The 16,334-nt window shown below is 71.5% G+C and carries 19 protein-coding genes; 12 read left to right on the top strand and 7 right to left on the bottom strand.

Going from position 1 to position 16,334, the window contains the following annotated elements:
- Nucleotides 1-4 precede the first annotated feature (4 nt).
- The 7 genes from CLV43_RS03640 (at nucleotide 5) to CLV43_RS03670 (ending at nucleotide 6,344) form a co-directional block, all read left to right on the top strand.
- On the top strand, nucleotides 5-310 hold the full coding sequence (locus tag CLV43_RS03640; RefSeq protein WP_106185477.1) for an urease subunit beta: 306 nt from the start codon (nucleotides 5-7) through the stop codon (nucleotides 308-310).
- Entirely contained in the window at nucleotides 307-2,010 is a 1,704-nt protein-coding gene (locus tag CLV43_RS03645; protein WP_106185478.1) for an urease subunit alpha, read from the top strand. Before CLV43_RS03640 ends, CLV43_RS03645 begins: the two co-directional genes overlap by 4 nt.
- Nucleotides 2,010-2,690, top strand: a complete 681-nt coding sequence (locus tag CLV43_RS03650) for an urease accessory protein UreF (protein WP_106185479.1) — start codon at nucleotides 2,010-2,012, stop codon at nucleotides 2,688-2,690. Before CLV43_RS03645 ends, CLV43_RS03650 begins: the two co-directional genes overlap by 1 nt.
- Nucleotides 2,680-3,381 (top strand): urease accessory protein UreG, encoded by a 702-nt coding sequence (ureG, locus tag CLV43_RS03655; protein ID WP_106185480.1) that lies wholly within the window; start codon nucleotides 2,680-2,682, stop codon nucleotides 3,379-3,381. The genes CLV43_RS03650 and ureG overlap by 11 nt, the downstream gene beginning before the upstream one ends.
- A gap of 25 nt (nucleotides 3,382-3,406) precedes the next feature.
- Nucleotides 3,407-4,165 (top strand): urease accessory protein UreD, encoded by a 759-nt coding sequence (locus tag CLV43_RS03660; protein WP_106185481.1) that lies wholly within the window; start codon nucleotides 3,407-3,409, stop codon nucleotides 4,163-4,165.
- A 167-nt stretch (nucleotides 4,166-4,332) separates the two neighbouring features.
- Entirely contained in the window at nucleotides 4,333-4,986 is a 654-nt protein-coding gene (gene pdxH / locus CLV43_RS03665) for a pyridoxamine 5'-phosphate oxidase (protein ID WP_106185482.1), read from the top strand.
- Between the two features lie 53 nt (nucleotides 4,987-5,039).
- The gene (locus CLV43_RS03670; RefSeq protein ID WP_106185483.1) at nucleotides 5,040-6,344 is read left to right on the top strand and encodes an MFS transporter; all 1,305 of its coding nucleotides are present in this window, start codon (nucleotides 5,040-5,042) and stop codon (nucleotides 6,342-6,344) included.
- On the opposite strand, the gene CLV43_RS03675 is transcribed toward CLV43_RS03670, so the two are convergent.
- From CLV43_RS03675 to CLV43_RS03695, 5 genes are all read right to left on the bottom strand, one after another.
- Nucleotides 6,274-6,771 (bottom strand): hypothetical protein, encoded by a 498-nt coding sequence (locus CLV43_RS03675; protein WP_146174630.1) that lies wholly within the window; start codon nucleotides 6,769-6,771, stop codon nucleotides 6,274-6,276. The genes CLV43_RS03670 and CLV43_RS03675 overlap by 71 nt on opposite strands.
- A gap of 8 nt (nucleotides 6,772-6,779) precedes the next feature.
- Nucleotides 6,780-7,544 (bottom strand): WXG100-like domain-containing protein, encoded by a 765-nt coding sequence (locus CLV43_RS03680; RefSeq protein WP_106185485.1) that lies wholly within the window; start codon nucleotides 7,542-7,544, stop codon nucleotides 6,780-6,782.
- Nucleotides 7,541-7,852, bottom strand: coding sequence for a hypothetical protein (locus CLV43_RS03685; RefSeq protein WP_106185486.1), 312 nt, complete (start codon nucleotides 7,850-7,852; stop codon nucleotides 7,541-7,543). The genes CLV43_RS03680 and CLV43_RS03685 overlap by 4 nt, the downstream gene beginning before the upstream one ends.
- The gene (locus CLV43_RS03690; protein ID WP_106185487.1) at nucleotides 7,849-8,475 is read right to left on the bottom strand and encodes a hypothetical protein; all 627 of its coding nucleotides are present in this window, start codon (nucleotides 8,473-8,475) and stop codon (nucleotides 7,849-7,851) included. The genes CLV43_RS03685 and CLV43_RS03690 overlap by 4 nt, the downstream gene beginning before the upstream one ends.
- Nucleotides 8,476-9,073: 598 nt before the next feature.
- The gene (locus CLV43_RS03695) at nucleotides 9,074-9,262 is read right to left on the bottom strand and encodes a hypothetical protein (RefSeq protein WP_106185488.1); all 189 of its coding nucleotides are present in this window, start codon (nucleotides 9,260-9,262) and stop codon (nucleotides 9,074-9,076) included.
- 180 nt (nucleotides 9,263-9,442) lie between these two features.
- On the opposite strand from CLV43_RS03695, the gene CLV43_RS03700 reads away from it, so the two are divergent.
- Nucleotides 9,443-10,828, top strand: a complete 1,386-nt coding sequence (locus CLV43_RS03700; RefSeq protein WP_106185489.1) for an APC family permease — start codon at nucleotides 9,443-9,445, stop codon at nucleotides 10,826-10,828.
- Nucleotides 10,829-10,885: 57 nt separating this feature from the next.
- Here CLV43_RS03700 and CLV43_RS03705 read toward each other — a convergent pair whose 3' ends face one another.
- Entirely contained in the window at nucleotides 10,886-11,335 is a 450-nt protein-coding gene (locus CLV43_RS03705; RefSeq protein WP_106185490.1) for a GNAT family N-acetyltransferase, read from the bottom strand.
- Nucleotides 11,336-11,368: 33 nt separating this feature from the next.
- Between CLV43_RS03705 and CLV43_RS03710 the strand changes: the two genes are divergently transcribed.
- Together CLV43_RS03710 and CLV43_RS03715 are read left to right on the top strand one after the other, a co-directional pair.
- Complete coding sequence (locus CLV43_RS03710; RefSeq protein WP_106185491.1) at nucleotides 11,369-12,250, top strand: aldose 1-epimerase family protein; 882 nt, start codon at nucleotides 11,369-11,371, stop codon at nucleotides 12,248-12,250.
- A gap of 29 nt (nucleotides 12,251-12,279) precedes the next feature.
- A complete protein-coding gene (locus CLV43_RS03715) occupies nucleotides 12,280-13,491 on the top strand; it encodes an amidohydrolase (RefSeq protein ID WP_106185492.1) in 1,212 nt (403 codons plus the stop codon).
- Here CLV43_RS03715 and CLV43_RS03720 read toward each other — a convergent pair.
- Nucleotides 13,488-14,621 (bottom strand): acyl-CoA dehydrogenase family protein, encoded by a 1,134-nt coding sequence (locus CLV43_RS03720; protein WP_106185493.1) that lies wholly within the window; start codon nucleotides 14,619-14,621, stop codon nucleotides 13,488-13,490. The two genes, CLV43_RS03715 and CLV43_RS03720, sit on opposite strands and share 4 nt — an antisense overlap.
- Nucleotides 14,622-14,703: 82 nt before the next feature.
- On the opposite strand from CLV43_RS03720, the gene CLV43_RS03725 reads away from it, so the two are divergent.
- Both CLV43_RS03725 and CLV43_RS03730 read left to right on the top strand, forming a co-directional pair.
- A complete protein-coding gene (locus CLV43_RS03725) occupies nucleotides 14,704-15,300 on the top strand; it encodes a TetR/AcrR family transcriptional regulator (RefSeq protein WP_106185494.1) in 597 nt (198 codons plus the stop codon).
- Nucleotides 15,297-16,259, top strand: coding sequence for a carbohydrate kinase family protein (locus CLV43_RS03730; RefSeq protein ID WP_106185495.1), 963 nt, complete (start codon nucleotides 15,297-15,299; stop codon nucleotides 16,257-16,259). Before CLV43_RS03725 ends, CLV43_RS03730 begins: the two co-directional genes overlap by 4 nt.
- The last annotated feature ends 75 nt before the right edge of the window (nucleotides 16,260-16,334 follow it).

Genomic DNA, 16,334 nt, shown 5'->3' on the forward strand with positions numbered 1-16,334 from the left:
CGCGTTGCGTCCAGGCGAGATCATCCCCGGCGACGGGCCGGTGGAGCTGAACCCCGGCAGGCCGCGCACGACGCTGGTCGTGGTGAACCGGGCCGACCGGCCGGTGCAGGTCGGGTCGCACTACCACTTCGCGGCGGTGAACCCCGGCCTCGAGTTCGACCGCGAGGCCGCGTGGGGGCTCCGCCTCGACGTCCCCGCGGGCACGGCCGTCCGCTTCGAACCGGGCGTCGAGCGCGAGGTCGTGCTCGTGCCCATCACCGGCCGCCGCGTCGTGCCGGGTCTGCGACCGGAGTGGGCGGGAGAACTGTGACGGGCATCGACCGCACGCGCTACGCCGAGCTGTTCGGGCCGACGACCGGCGACCGGATCCGGTTGGCGGACACCGACCTGCTGATCGAGGTGACCGAGGACCGCAGCCGCGGCGCCGGGGCGGGCGATGAGGTGCTGTTCGGCGGCGGCAAGGTGATCCGCGAGTCGATGGGCCAAGGCGTGGCGACCCGCGCCGAGGGCGCGCCGGACCTCGTGATCACCGGTGCCGTGGTGCTGGACCACTGGGGTGTCGTCAAGGCGGACGTCGGCGTGCGCGACGGCCGGATCGTCGGCATCGGCAAGGCGGGCAACCCGGACGTCATGGACGGGGTCGACCCGGCGCTGGTGATCGGCCCGTCGACCGAGGTGATCTCCGGCAACGGCAAGATCCTCACCGCGGGCGGCATCGACTGCCACGTGCACTTCATCTGCCCGCAGATCGTGGACGAGGCGCTGGCGTCCGGACTGACCACCCTGGTCGGTGGCGGCACGGGACCCGCGGAGGGCACCAAGGCCACCACGGTCACGCCCGGCGCGTGGAACCTGGGCCGGATGCTGACCGCGATGGACGGCATGCCGGTCAACGTCCTGCTGCTGGGCAAGGGGAACACGACCAGCGAGGAGGGGCTGCGCGAGCAGCTCGTCGGCGGCGCGGGCGGGTTCAAGCTGCACGAGGACTGGGGCACGACGCCCGCCGTGATCGACACCAGCCTGCGGATCGCCGACGAGTCCGGCGTCCAGGTCGCGATCCACACGGACACGTTGAACGAGGCCGGTTTCGTGGAGTCCACTTTGGACGCCATCGGCGGCCGGTCGATCAACGCCTACCACTCCGAGGGCGCGGGCGGCGGGCACGCGCCGGACATCATCCAGGTGGTGTCCGAGCCGAACGTCCTGCCCTCGTCGACGAACCCGACGAGGCCGCACACCGTCAACACCCTCGACGAGCACCTCGACATGCTGATGGTGTGCCACCACCTCAACCCGTCGGTGGCCGAGGACCTGGCGTTCGCCGAGAGCCGCATCCGGCCGACCACCATCGCGGCCGAGGACGTCCTGCACGACATGGGCGCCATCTCGATGATCAGCTCGGACTCCCAGGCCATGGGGCGGGTCGGCGAGGTGATCATCCGGACGTGGCAGACCGCGCACGTGATGCACGGCCGCCGCGGCGAGCTGGAGACGAACCTGCGCGCCCGCCGGTACGTCGCGAAGTACACGATCAACCCGGCCATCGCGCACGGCATCGACCGGGAGGTCGGGTCGGTGGAGGTCGGCAAGCTCGCGGACCTCGTGCTGTGGGAGCCGAAGTTCTTCGGCGTGCGGCCGTCGGTGGTGCTCAAGGGCGGCTTCATCGCGTGGGCCGCGATGGGCGACGCGAACGCGTCCATCCCGACGCCGCAACCGGTCCTGGCGCGACCCATGTTCGGCGCGTACCCGAGCGCGGCGGCGTCCAACAGCTTCCACTTCGTGTCGCAGGAGGCCGTCGACTCCGACCTGGCGGGGCGGCTGAACCTGATGCGCAGGATGCTGCCGGTGTCGAACACCCGCCGCGTCGGCAAGGCCGACATGCTGCTCAACGACGCCATGCCGCACGTCCGCGTCGACCCGGACAGCTTCGCCGTGCGCATCGACGGCGACCTGGTGGAGCCGGACCCGGTGAGCGAGCTCCCCATGGCCCAGCGCTACTTCCTGTTCTGATGGACGTCTCGGGGCTGCTGCTGGCCGACTCGCGGTTCCCCGGCGGTGGGCACGTGCACTCGGGCGGCCTGGAGGAGGCCGTCGCGCGCAAGCTCGTCACGGGCGAGGCCGACCTGGCCGCGTTCCTGGTCGGCAGGCTGCACACAGCGGGCGAGCTGGCCGCCGTGTTCGCCGCGGCCGCGACCTCGGCCGTGCACAGGGGAAAGGCGCACTGGCGGGAGCTCGACGCCGAGCTGGACGCCCGCACGCCCTCGCCCGCGCAGCGGAAGTCGTCGCGGGCGCAGGGGAGGGGCACCGCGCGGGCGGGGCTGCGCGCGTGGCCGTCGCCCGTGCTCGACCGGTTGCTGGAGGACACACCCCGACCGCACCACCCGATCGTCCTCGGAGCGCTCACCGCGCTCGCGGGCGGCGAGCCCCAGGACTCCGCCCTGTCCGTCTGCTACCTCGCGGTCAGCGGCCCGGCCGGCGCGGCGGTCCGACTGCTCGGCCTGGACCCCTTCGGCGTCAACGCCGTCATCGCCCGGCTGGCCGACGCGATGCGCGAGGTCGCCGCCACGGCGGCGAAGTCCGCCGACCTCGACCCGTCCGACCTACCGGCGCCCGGCGCGCCCGGCCTCGACCTGCTGGCCGAGGCGCACGACCGCCACCACCAGGAAGAGGTGCGTCTCTTTGTCAGCTGACCACGAACACCCGGTCAACTTCGACCCCACCGACGCGGGCCACGACCCGCACCACCACCACGCGCCGCTGGGGCGCGCGGTGCGGATCGGCATCGGCGGGCCGGTGGGCAGCGGCAAGACCGCGCTCACCGCCGCGCTGTGCCGGGCGCTGGGCGACACCGTGAACCTCGCGGTGGTGACGAACGACATCTACACCACCGAGGACGCGGACTTCCTGCGCAAGGCGGGGGTCCTGGCCGTCGACCGCATCGAGGCCGTGCAGACGGGCTGCTGCCCGCACACCGCGATCCGCGACGACATCACGGCGAACCTGGACGCGGTGGAGCTGCTGGAGGAGCGGATCCCGAACCTGGAGCTCGTGATCATCGAGAGCGGCGGCGACAACCTGACCGCCGTGTTCAGCCGCGGCCTGGTCGACCGGCAGATCTTCGTGGTCGACGTCGCGGGCGGCGACAAGGTGCCGCGCAAGGGCGGGCCCGGCGTCACGACGGCGGACCTGCTGGTGATCAACAAGATCGACCTGGCCCCGCTGGTCGGCGCCGACCTGGCGGTGATGGCGGGCGACGCCCACCGGATGCGCGGCGACCTGCCGGTGATCAGCCAGTCGCTGGTCACCACGCCGAACGCGCCGGACGTCGCGAGCTGGGTGGTCGAGCAGCTGCACGACTGCACGGTGGCGGCGGTCGGGTGACCGGCACCGTCCACAGAGGACCGGCGTGAAGGCTCGGGCGCGGCTGGTCGTCGAGCGGGACGCGGACGGGCGCAACGTCGTGCGCGACCTGCGGTCCATGGCACCGATCACGCTGGTGCCGCACCGGAGCCGCGTCCGGTCGGCCGCCGCGCCCGCGCTCGTGCACCTGGTCAGCTCCGTCACGGCACCGCTCGGCGGCGACGACCTGGAACTGGCGGTGGAGGTCGGGGCGGGCGCGCACCTGGTGCTGCGCGGGGTCGCGGCCACGCTCGCGCTGCCCGGCCACCTCCCCGGCGGGAGCCGTGCGCGGGTGCGGATCGCGGCGGGCGAGGGCGCGAGCGTGCAGTACGTGCCGGAGCCGACGGTCGTCACGGGGCGTGCACGGCACGAGGCCGAGCTCGCCGTGGAGCTGGCCGCCGGAGCGCGGCTGCGGACCCGCGAGGTGCTGGTGCTGGGACGCGCGGATGAACGGCCGGGGTCGCTCGTCAGCACCGTCCGGGTGCGCCGCGAAGGGGGTCCGCTGCTCCACCAGTCGCTGCGGATCGGAGTGCCCGAACTGGACGCGAGCACGGCGCACCTGGCCGGTCGCCGGGTGCTCGGCACCGAGGTCCTGAGCTGGGGCGAGGACCCGGTTTCGGCGGTGTCGCACGATTGGTGGTCACTCGTCCCGCTGGCCCGCGGCGGCAGCCTCGTGACGGCGCTCGCGGGGGACGCCGTGACGGCACAGGGGTGGCTCGACGCGGCACTGGATGTTCACCCCGGGTGGCGTTCTCGTGTCGACTGATCATCTGACTCGATCACGTTCTCGATTCCGAAGAGATGATCACACGGACAGTGACGATCCGGGTGGGGCGGATCACCACCCAGGCGGTTCCGCACGGGCCGCGAAACCCGTACGGTCGCCACCCACGGGGTGCCACGAGTGCCTGTTCTCCCAGGGAGGTTTCGCCGATGTCGGAGACGAACATCGCACTGCCGTCCATGCGCGTGTCCTACGAACAGGGTTCGCTCACGGAGGACGATCTCGCCGCCACGTGGCACGAGCAGTTGCAGCTGTGGCTCGACCAGGCGACCAACGCCGGTCTGCCGGAGCCCAACGCGATGGTGCTGGCCACGGCGGACACGGAGGGGCGCCCGTCGTCCCGGACCGTGCTCGCCAAGGGCCTCGACGAGCGCGGGCTGGTCTTCTTCACCAACTACACCTCCTCCAAGAGCCACGACCTGATGGCCACCCGCTACGCCTCGGCGACGTTCCCGTGGTTCGCCATGCAGCGCCAGGCGCACGTGCGCGGCACCGTCGAGAAGGTCGGTCCCGTCGAGACGGCGAAGTACTGGGAGAGCCGTCCGCGCGGGTCGCAGATGGGCGCCTGGGCCTCCCCGCAGTCCCGCGTCGTGACGGGTCGCTCCACTTTGGAGAGCGCCCTGCACAAGATCGAGCGGCAGTTCGCCGACTCCGAGCGGGTCCCGGTCCCGCCGCACTGGGGCGGCTGGCGCATCCGGCCCGAAGAGGTCGAGTTCTGGCAGGGCCGCCGCGACCGCATGCACGACCGGCTCCGCTTCCGCCTCGGCCGCGACGGATGGGACCTGCAGCGCGTAGCCCCGTGACCTCGGCAACTCGGTCCGCTCACAAGTCGTTAGTTGCCCTAAGCTAAGGACTTGTGAGCGGACTGCTGCGCAAGGTCGCCATCGACACCAGACCTCTGAGGATCGCCGCGTACCGGCGGCTGTGGCTCTCGACGATCGTCACGGCGGTCGGCAGCCAGCTCACCGCGGTGGCCGTCCCCAAGCAGGTCTACGACCTCACCGGCTCGTCCGGCTGGGTCGGCATCGCGGCCGCCGTCGCACTGGTCCCGCTGCTCGTGTTCGGCCTCTACGGCGGCGCGGTCGCCGACGCGGTGGACCGCCGCAAGCTCCTGATCGTCACCAACGCGGGCATCGCGGCCACGTCGGTCCTGCTCTGGCTCCAGGCCGCGTTCCACGTCGAGTCCGTGTGGCTGATCATCGTCCTGCTCGGTCTCCAGCAGGTGTTCTTCGCGCTCAACGCCCCCGCCCGCAGCGCCGTCATCGGCAGGCTCGTCCCCGGTGAGCTGATGGCCTCCGCGGCGGCGTTGGGCAGCACCGTGATGACGTTCGGCGCCGTGCTCGGGCCGATGCTCGCGGGCGCGCTGATGCCCGTGATCGGACTGTCCACCCTGTACCTGGTGGACGCGGTCGCGTTGACTGTCACGATCTACGCGGTCTGGAAGCTGCCGTCGATGCCGCCGTTGAGCGGCCAGTCCCGCCGCGCCGGGTTCCGCGACGTGCTGGAGGGCTTCCGCTACCTCGGTCTGCAGAAGCTGCTGCTCGCGTCGTTCCTGCTGGACATCATCGCCATGGTGTTCGGGATGCCGCGCGCGCTGTTCCCGGAGATGGCCGAGAACACCTTCGGCGACCCGCCCGGTGGTGGGCTCGCGCTCGGCTGGCTGTTCGCCGCGGTGCCGCTCGGGGCGATGGTGTGCGGGCTGATGTCGGGCTGGCTGACCAGGATGGACCGGCACGGCGCGGGCGTGGCGATCTCTGTGGTGGTGTGGGGTGTTGCCATCGCGGGGTTCGGGCTGTCGCACTCGCTGTGGCTGGCCGTGCTGTTCCTGGCGCTGGCCGGGGCGGCGGACATGGTCAGCATGGTGTTCCGCAGCGCGATCATGCAGAACGCCGCCACCGACGAGATGCGCGGTCGCATGCAGGGCGTGTTCATCGTCGTGGTCGCGGGTGGGCCGCGCCTGGCCGACCTGCTGCACGGCACCACCGGCGCCGTCGCGGGTACCGGTGCCGCCGTGACGGGTGGTGGTGTCCTGGTCGTGGTGTTCACGGTCATCGCGGTGCTCGCGCTGCCCGCCGTGTGGCACTACCGCTTCAGCCCCACCGCGGAGGTGGCGGAGGAGGTTGGGCCGGCCCGTAGTGGAACGGCGCCCGAAACAGGTTGACGCACACGATGGCGGTCGCCAGCGCCAGCACCGACGGGCTGACGATCACCAGTGCCTTCCCGGCCAGCGCCCACCCCCTGCTCCTCGACGTGCCGAGGAACGCCAGGCCCAGGAAGCTGAGCGGCATCGTCATCAGCCACATCCCGCACGGCAGCCGCCGCATCGACCGCGCGCCCAGCAGGTCCAGGTGGTCGCCGGGCACGGTCGACCGGGAGCCCGCGAGGCTGAACGCGGCCAGGGAGAAGGCGAACGTCGAGACCCCGCCGAAGATCCAGGAGAGGGCCGCGCGGCCGTCGTGGACGGCGAACACCACGAGCAGGGTGCCGATCGCGAGGCAGGCGAGCACCATCGGGATGCCGACGCCGAGGCACCGGGCGCGGATGTGGTCCGCCCGCTGCCGTGGGATCGCGATGAACTGAGGCGCCACCAGCGGGATCACGGGCCGGGCCGCCAGTCGGAGCCGTCACCGTCCCCGACGCTCGCGTCGGCCATGTCGGCGGTCAGCGGTTCCGCCCAGGTCCTGCCGAGGTCGTGGATCCGCTGCTGGAGCTGCGTCTGCTCGGACTTCACGGTGTTCACGTGGGCCCGCATGGCGGGGATCGCGGCGCCCAGCAGGGCCAGCGAGACGCCGATCGCCGTGGCCACGGCGGCGGTCGCGGGTGCCGCGCCCACGACCGTCATCGCACCCGCCAGCGCCGCCACCGCGGCGACCGCGAACCCGGCGAGCGCGAAGGCCATCGCCATCTTGAACGCCTCGACGGCGTTCGCGAGGGTGTTCAGCGACGAGCGCATCTGGTTCGCGATGTCGCTGACGGCGTTGAGCCCGGCCACCTGGGGCGGCACCGACAGCTGGTAGGCGCGGGCGGCGCGACCGGTCCACTCGACCGGCGACCGGAAGCGCTCGGGTGCGATGTCGTCGGCGATGCGCTTGGTGGCGTCGCCGACCCGCGCGACCCAGTCCAGTCCGACCTCGCGCAGCCGGTCCTCGTCGCCGCACTCGTCGTGGAGCTTCCCGCACAGGCCCAGCAGCTCGTCCACGCCCAGCGCGACCGCTTGCAGGGACCGGGTGACGGGGGCGACGAGGTGCTCCAGCGGTTCCGGGACGCAGGACAGGACGGTGTCGACCTGCTGGACGAACTCCCTGGCGGTGGCCCCGGCTTCGCGCGACTGGCGGTGGATCTCGTCGTCGAGGGCGCTCATCGGCCGATCTTCTTCATGGCGTGCATGCCGAGGTCGTCCTCGCGCTGGTAGGTGTCGGCCGCGGCGACGAGGCTCGCGGCCAAGTCGCGGAACCGGTTCGCGGCCTGGTCGAGCATGGTCTCGACGGCGGCGCGGGCCTGGCCGTAGGTGAGGTCGAGGCCCAGCTCGTCGGCCGTCCTGGACATCTGGGTGCCGCTGAGGACCAGGTCGGCGACCGCGGCGCGCGGCTCGTCGACCGCGTCCGCGGCCCTGACCCACTTGGCGGCGTCCGAGCGGAGTGCGTCCAGGGCGACGGAGATACCGGTCACGAGGTCAGCCCCACCCGGCGGAGGAGGGCGTCGGGGTGGTGCAGGAGCGACGTCAGCTCGGCGATGGCACCGGACTCCGGGCGGTCGACGGCGGTGCGCCTGCGGAGGGTGCGCAGGGCGTCGAGCAGCTCCGACTCCACTTCGGAGGCACGGGCAGTGTTGAGCCACGCGGGGTCGATCGTCACCTGGACGACCTGACCGGCCCGGCCCACCGCGGTGACGTGGCCGCCCGCGCTGCGAACGGTGGGCGTCGCCGCCTCCGTCGTCCGCTTGGTGAACTCGGCGAGGTCGGCGGAGACGGCGGCGAGGAGGCGGAGGGCGTCCTCGGGGGTGATGGGGGTCTCGGTGGTGCCGGGAACGGGAGCGGCGGTGGGGGAGGGGTGCTCGGCCTGCCAGGCGAGCGCCTGGACGACGGCCTCGTTGGTGGCCCTCGCGGCGGCGGTGGCGAGGGTCCTGGGAGCGCGCCACGGGTCGGTGAGGTGGACGCTGAGGACCTCGGCGTCGGGGGTCACGGTCACCGTGACGGGGGCGTGGCGGCCCACCAGCGCCTCGGTGGTGCGTTGAGGAGCCGGCGCTTCGGACTCCCAGTCGTCGGCTTCCTCGAAGCCCCACCTGTCGGACATGCATCCCCGATTTCCGTTGAGTTCGGGAGGGGAATGTAGCGGGAGGGGAAGGGGGAATCGGGGGGTTGGGGAATTGCGGTGGGGGCAAGTACCCGATTGGGTTGGGGGTGTCACTCGTTGGGGGGTGGGGGTTAAGGGCAACATGCCTGCACCCCGCTCGCCGAGTGTTCTATGCCCGCTCAAGCTTGTCAAGACGATGAAGCTATCTTGACAAGCTTGAGCGGGCATAGAGATGGCTTCGGATCGGGGTGCAGGGGTAAGTCTGGCTACGCCAGCATCGGGCTTCGCCCGACAGGGCATCGGCTGCGCCGACAAGGCATCCTCGCTGCGCGTCGGACAGGGCATCAGGCTGCGCCTGACAGGGCATCCGAGCTTCGCGGCGGACGGGGCATCCGGGCTTCGCCGGACAATGCATCCGGGCTTCGCCGGACAGGGCATCGGCTTCGCCGACGGGGCATCCTCGCTGCGCGTTGGACAGGGCATCCGAGCTTCGCCGGACAGGGCTTCGGCTTCGCCGACGGGGCATGCGGGCTTTGCGGCGGACAGGGTGTCCGGGCTTCGCTGGGCGGGGTGGGGCTTGGGGCCTTGGTTGGCTTGGTCATGGGGTGGTGCGGAGTCTTACTGACAGCCAGGCGCTGTTGTGGTCGGACTGTGCGCTGAGGAGGAGTTTGCCGGAGTGCTTGTGGCGTACGGGGATGGCGCAGGGGTCGCCGGACAGGAGGGCGCCGGCCAGGACGCCCGCTGATTCGTGGTCGAGCTCCAGGATGAGGTCCTGTGGCGAAGTCATCCTTCGACCGTAGGGCAAGACCGCTGGTCAAAGAGGTCGTGCAGGTCGTTCGACCGGGTGGGATCCGTTTCTCGCCGGTGCTTCGGTGGTGCGTAAAAAGGACTAATCAACCTTAAGGCTTGCCCAATCCGTGGCTTGGCGGCTACCTGGGGTTGATGTGATGGGGCACACTTCCTGTGCATGGCGGACGCGACGAGCGCACCGGCGCAACCGGAACTGAACAGGGCCATCGGGCCGAAGTTGTTGCTCTTCTTCGTGATCGGGGACATCCTCGGCACCGGTATCTACGCACTCACGGGGAACGTGGCGGGGAAGATCGGCGGGGCGTTGTGGCTGCCGTTCCTGCTGGCGTTCGTGGTGGCGTTCCTGACGGCGTTCAGCTACCTGGAGCTGGTGGGCAAGTACCCGAGGGCGGCCGGGGCGGCGCTGTACACGAACCGGGCGTTCAAGATCCAGTTCTTGACGTTCATGGTGGCGTTCGCGGTGATGAGCTCGGGCATCACGTCGGCGGCGTCGGCGGCGCTGGCGTTCGGGAAGACGTACCTGCAGGCGGTGTTGCGGGAGTTCTTCTCGGACTCGATCGCGGTGCCCGCGACGCTCGTGGCGATCCTGTTCATCGTCGGGCTGGCGGTGGTGAACTTCCGGGGCGTGTCGGAGTCGGTCAAGGCGAACGTGGTGCTGACCTGCATCGAGCTGTCCGGGCTGCTGATCATCATCGCGATCGGCGTCTGGGCGGTCCTGCAGGGCGACGGTGACGCGAGCAGGCTGACGCAGGTCGACCCGGCGCCGGGGCAGAGCGCGATGCTGGCGATCACGTCGGCGACGGCGCTGGCGTTCTTCGCGATGGTGGGCTTCGAGGACTCGGTGAACATGGCCGAGGAGTGCCGGGAGCCGGTGCGGATCTTCCCGAGGGCGATGCTGCTCGGCATGGGGGTCGCGGCGGTGATCTACGTGCTGGTGGCGGTCACGTCGTCGCTGCTGATCCCGGCCGACGAGCTGGCGAAGTCCGGCAGCGGGGCGCTGCTGAAGGTGGTGACGGTCGGGGCGCCGGGGTTCCCGCTCTGGCTGTTCTCGTTGATCGGGCTGTTCGCGGTCATCAACTCGGCGCTGATCAACATGCTGATGGCGAGCCGCCTGCTGTACGGCATGTCGAACGAGAAGATCATCCCGCAGTTCTTCGGCACCGTGCACCCCGGCCGCCGGACGCCGTGGATCTCGATCGTGTTCACCAGCGGCATCGCGGTGGTGCTGGTGTCCTTCGTGGACATCGCGGCGCTCGGCGGCACGACGTCGTTGCTGCTGCTGATCGTGTTCGCCGTCGTCAACGTGGCCGTTCTGGTGCTGCGCAAGGAGAAGGCCGACCACAAGCACTTCAGGGCGCCGACGTTCGTGCCGGTGCTGGGCGCGGTGACGTGCGCGTTCCTGGCGAGCCCGCTGTCCGGGCGGCCGTGGGCCGACTACCGGATCGCGCTTTACCTGCTGGGCGCGGGTGTGGTGCTGTGGCTCATCAACTACTTCGCGCACGGCAAGGTGGCGGAGTTCGACCCGGAGAAGCTGGCGAAGTAGCCCTCGCGCCCGCGAGGTCGCCCACCGGCCGAGCAGCCTGGTCGACCGGAACGCGGACTAGAGCTTCACGGCCAGCTGCGCGGACCGGAGCTCGAAGCCGGTCGACCGGTACACGGCGAGCGCCGCCGAGTTGTCGCCGAACACGTTGAGGCCCAGCTCGGTGGCGCCGTGGGCGCGCGCGTCCTGCTGGGCGAGCAGCATCGCGGCCTTGCCGAGCCCGCGTCCGCGCGCCTCCGGCACGACCTCCACGTAGTGCACCCACTCGACTCCCGCCCCGCCGCGCGCGCTCGGGCCGATCCACAGCGCCCCGACGCGCTCGGTGCCCTCGACCACGGCGTAGTACCGGTCGCCGTCCCTCGGCAGCGCCGCGAACGCGTCCTCTGCGACCCTCCTGGCCACCTCCTCGGACTCCCCGGAGGAGATCCGGGCGGCGAGGAAGACGTCGAACTGGCCCGCCATGAGCTCGGCGGACTCGTCGTCGGTCATGACGCGCAGCGAGATGGTCATCTGCCCACCCTATTTCTTCACTAGGCTCGTCCCATGCTGGAGATCTCCTACGGCGCGACGCGAGCCGTGATCGCGCGTACCGGTGCCGGGCTTCGATCCTTCGAGGTCGACGGGGTGCCGTACGTCGAGACCTACGACGACGAACCGCCGATGGGCACCGGGTCGGTGCTCGTCCCGTGGCCGAACCGGACCGCGGGCGGCACCTGGGTGCTGGACGGCGAGAAGCAGGTCCTGGAGGTCACGGAGCCCGCTCGCGGGAACGCGATCCACGGGCTGGTGCGGCACGTGGACTGGGACGTCGTCGAGCACACCGGGTCGCTGGTGTCGCTGCGGACGACCATCGCCGCGCAGCCGGGGTGGCCGGTGCCGCTGCACGTGACGATCTCCTACGCCGTCGACGAGAACGGGCTGACCGTCGCGCACGGGGTGAGCAACGTCGGGGAGCGGTCGGTGCCGTTCGGCGTCGGCACGCACCCCTACCCGCGGGCCGGGCTCTCCGAGAACGACGACTGCACCCTCAGGCTGGCCGCGGCCACCGTGCTGCCGGTCGACGCGGACAAGATGATCCCGACCGGTCCGCCGGAGGACGTCGAGGGCACGGAGTACGACTTCCGCGAGCCCCGTCCGCTCAAGGGCGTCAAGCTGGACACCGCGTTCGGCGGCTGCGAACCGGGCCCCGACGGGCTGGTGCACCACGAGGTGCGCGGCCCCGAGCAGGCCGTGGAGCTGTGGGCGGACGCCGTGTTCAAGTGGGTCCAGGTCTACACGCCGGACGCCTTCCCCGGTCGCGGTCGCGCGGTCGCGGTCGAGCCGATGACGTGCCCGCCGGACGCCCTGAACTCCGGCGTCGACCTGATCGTGCTCGCCCCCGGCGAGTCGTGGGCGGGCCGCTGGGGAGTTCGCCCGTTGGCGTAGACCGCCCTTGACCGTTAGCGTCGCTAAGTATGAACGTCGCTATCACGGGTGGATATGTCGTGCCGGTCGATGGGGATCCCATCGAGGGCGGAACGGTGCTGGTCCAGGACGGCAGGATCGTCGCCGTCGGGACCGACGTGGGGATCCCCGAGGGGGTCGAGGTCGTCGACGCGGCCGGGTCTTGGGTCCTGCCCGGCTTCGTCGAGGCCCACGGGCACATGGGTGTGCACGAGGAGGGCGAGGGCTGGGCCGGGCAGGACACCAACGAGATGACCGACCCCAACGGCGCCCGGATGCGCGCGTTGGACGCGATCAACCCGGCCGACACCGGTTTCCGGGACGCCCTGTCCGGCGGTGTCACCACCGCTGTCGTCAAGCCCGGTTCCGGCAACCCCATCGGCGGCCGGACGGTCGCCGTGAAGATGTGGGGCCGCACCGTCGACGAGATGGTGATCCGCGAGCCGGTCAGCGTGAAGAGCGCCCTCGGCGAGAACCCCAAGCGCGTCTACGGCGACCAGAAGAAGATCCCGTCCACCCGCCAGGGCGTCGCCGCCGTCATCCGCGACGCCTTCACCAAGGCCCAGGACTACAAGGCCCGCCGCGAACACGCCTCCTCCGAGGGCAAGCCGTTCGACCGCGACAACACCCTAGAGACCCTCGTCCGCGTGCTCGACCGCGAGATCCCGTGGAGCCAGCACTGCCACCGCGCCGACGACATCGCCACCGCCCTGCGGCTGGCCGAGGAGTTCGGCTACCGCCTCGTCGTCCACCACGGCACCGAGGGCCACAAGATCGCGGACCTGCTGGCCGAGCGCGGCGTCCCGGTCGTCATCGGGCCGCTGTTCACCACCCGCTCCAAGGTCGAGCTGCGCGAGCGGTCGCTGCGCAACCCCGGCATCCTGGAGCGCGCGGGCGTGGAGCTGGCGATCACCACCGACCACCCGGTGATCCCGATCCACTTCCTGGTGCACCAGGTGACCCTGGCCGTGAAGGAGGGGCTGGAGCGGTCGACCGCGCTGCGCACGATCACCACGAACCCGGCGAGGATCTCGGGCCTGGACGACCGGGTCGGCTCCCTCAAGCCCGGCCTCGACGGCGACGTGGTGATCTGGTCCGGCGACCCGCTCGACGTCCTCAGCCGCGCGCTGCGGGTGTTCGTGCAGGGCCGCGAGGTCTACACGTACAACCACGCCACCGGCGTCGGTGACGTGGTCGACCCGTTCTACCAGGACGTGCGCTAGAGCTTGCGGAGCGCGCGACCGATCACCAGGCGCTGGATCTGGTTCGTGCCCTCGAAGATCTGCAGCACCTTCGCTTCCCGCATGTACCGCTCCACCGGGAAGTCGCGGGTGTAGCCGGCTCCGCCCAGCACCTGCACGGCGTCGGTCGTCACCTTCATCGCCATGTCCGTGGCGACGAGCTTGGCGATCGACGCCTGCCGCTGGAACGGCACCCCGCGGTCGCGCCTGCGCGCCGCCTCCAGGTAGGTGGCCCGCGCCGACTCGACGCCCGCGGCCATGTCGGCGAGCAGGAACTCCAGCCCCTGGAACTCGATGATCGGCTTCCCGAACTGGGTCCGCTGCTTCGCGTAGGCCACGGCTTCGTCCAACGCCGCCTGCGCCAGCCCCACCGCGCACGCCGCGATGCCGAGCCGCCCCGAGTTCAGCGCGTCCAGCGCGATCTTCAGCCCGTCGCCCTCGGCCCCGATCAGCCGGTCCGCGGGCACCCGCGCGTCCTCGAACACCAGCTGCGCGGTGACCGATCCGGTCAGCCCCATCTTGCGCTCCGGCGCGGCGGCCGTGATCCCGGAACCGCTGGGCGCCAGGAAGCAGCTGATGTCCTTTTCGGACGTCCGCGCCATCAGGGTGTAGAAGTCGGCCACCCCGGCGTGGGTGATCCACGCCTTGGTCCCGTTGACCACGTACGAGTCGCCGTCGAGCACCGCGCGGGTCGACAGCGCGCCCGCGTCGGACCCGGCGTGCGTCTCGGACAGCGCGTACCCGCCGAGCAGGTCGCCCTCCAGCAGTTCCGGCAGCCACCGCTCGCGCTGCTCGGGCGTGCCGAACGTGGCCAGCGGGTACGCCGACATCACGTGCACGGACGTGCCGACCGCGACGGACATCCACGCCGACGCGATCTCCTCCAGCGCCTGGAGGTACACCTCGTAGGGCTGCTCGCCGCCGCCGAACTCCTCGGGGTAGGGCAGCGCCAGCAGGCCGGACTTGCCGAGCAGCCGGAAGACGTCGCGCGGGAACCGCTCGTGCTCCTCGGCCTCCGCGGCGCGCGGCTTCAGCTCGTCCCTGGCGATCTCGCGGACGAGCGCGATCAGGTCCTCGGCCTCGGTGGTGGGCAGCAGGCGTTCGGCGGGCATCGACGACCTCCGGTCAGTACTGGTGCCAGTACTCTAGGACGTACTCCAGTACTGCGGCCAGCCATGTGGGACAGTTCGCACCATGACCTCCATGGTCCGCAGACCGCTCACGGGGCGGCAGACCGAGCTGCTCACGCGCCTTGAGGCGCTCGTGCTGGCGGAGGGGTTCGCGCACCTCACGCTCGATGACCTCGCCGCCCGGCTGCACTGCTCGAAGTCCACGCTCTACACGCTCGCGGCGAGCAAGGAGCAGCTGGCCGTCCGGGTCGTCGGCCGGTACTTCAAGGGCGCGGCCGAGCGCATCGAGGAGCGCGTGGCGGCCGTGGACGACGTGCGCGGCCGGGTCGGCACCTACCTCGCCGGAGCCGCCGACGAGCTGCGCCGCGCCTCCGCCCAGTTCATCGCCGACGTGTCCGCGTTCGCCCCGACCCGCTCCACCTACGAGCGCAACGCCCGCGCGGCGGCGGAGCGGATCCGGACGTTCATCCAGGACGGAGTCCGCGAGGGCGTGTTCCGGGACGTCCATGCGACGCTGTTCGCCGAGATGGCGGGGCTGCTGATCGAGGGCATCCAGACGGGCGTGCTGACCAAGCGGGCGGGCGTCACGGACTCGGAGGCGTTCACGGCCCTCGCCGAGCTACTGCTCGACGGGTTGCGGAAAGAACGGAGACGCGCGTGATCGTGGTTGCAGGTGAGGCGCTGGTCGACCTCGTCCCCTCGCCCTCGGCGGCAGCCGGGCGGCTGGCCGACCTGATGCCCCGCCTCGGGGGAGGCCCGTACAACGTGGCCATCGCCGCGGGCAGGCTCGACGCCCCCACGGCGTTCCTCTCGCGGGTGTCGACCGACCTCTACGGCGAGGCGATGATCGACCGGCTGCACGACTCGAACGTCGCCACGGACCTCGTGCAGCGCGGCCCCGAGCCGACCACGCTGGCGGTCGTCGGCATCGGCCCGGACGGGTCGGCGCGGTACTCGTTCTACGTCGAGGGCACCGCCGACCGGCTGGTGACCGACCCCGGCCCGCTGGCCGACGACGTGACCGCGGTGTCGTTCGGCACGCTCTCCCTGGTGCTGGAACCGGGTGCGAGCGCCTACGAGGAGGTGCTGCGCCGGGAGGCCGCGCGCGGCGCGCTCACCGTGCTGGACCCGAACATCCGCGCCGTCCTGATCCCGGACCCCGCGGCCTACCGGGAGCGGTTCGCGGCGTGGCTGCCCCACGTCGGGCTGCTCAAGGTGTCCGTCGAGGACGCCCGCTGGCTCGCGGACCTGCCGGAGGACGCCTCCGAGGACGCCGTGCTGGAGGTCGCCCGCACGTGGCGGGAGGCCGGTCCCGCGGCGATCGTGCTCACCAGGGGCGGCGACGGGCTGGCCGTGCTGACCGGTGCGGGCGAGGTGCTGCGGGTGCCGCCGCGCGAGGTGTCCGTCGTGGACACGATCGGGGCTGGCGACACGGTGCAGGGCGCGCTGATCGCGTGGCTGCACCAGCACGACGCCCTGACGACCGCGGCCGTGGCGGAGCTGGCGCCGGAGCGGTGGGTGGAGGCGCTGACCTACGCGGGCACCGCCGCCGCGTTCACGTGCACCAGGGCGGGGGCCGAGCCGCCGTACACCCAGGAGCTGAAGGACTTCATGGAGTAGGTGCGAGTCGTGCTCGCTCGACGGGGGAGCCTGAGCGCCCTGGCTGTGTGTGGCCAGGGCGCCTTCGGTTCCTCG

It is taken from the genome of Umezawaea tangerina (assembly GCF_003002815.1).
In the GTDB taxonomy this organism is placed as follows: domain Bacteria; phylum Actinomycetota; class Actinomycetes; order Mycobacteriales; family Pseudonocardiaceae; genus Umezawaea; species Umezawaea tangerina.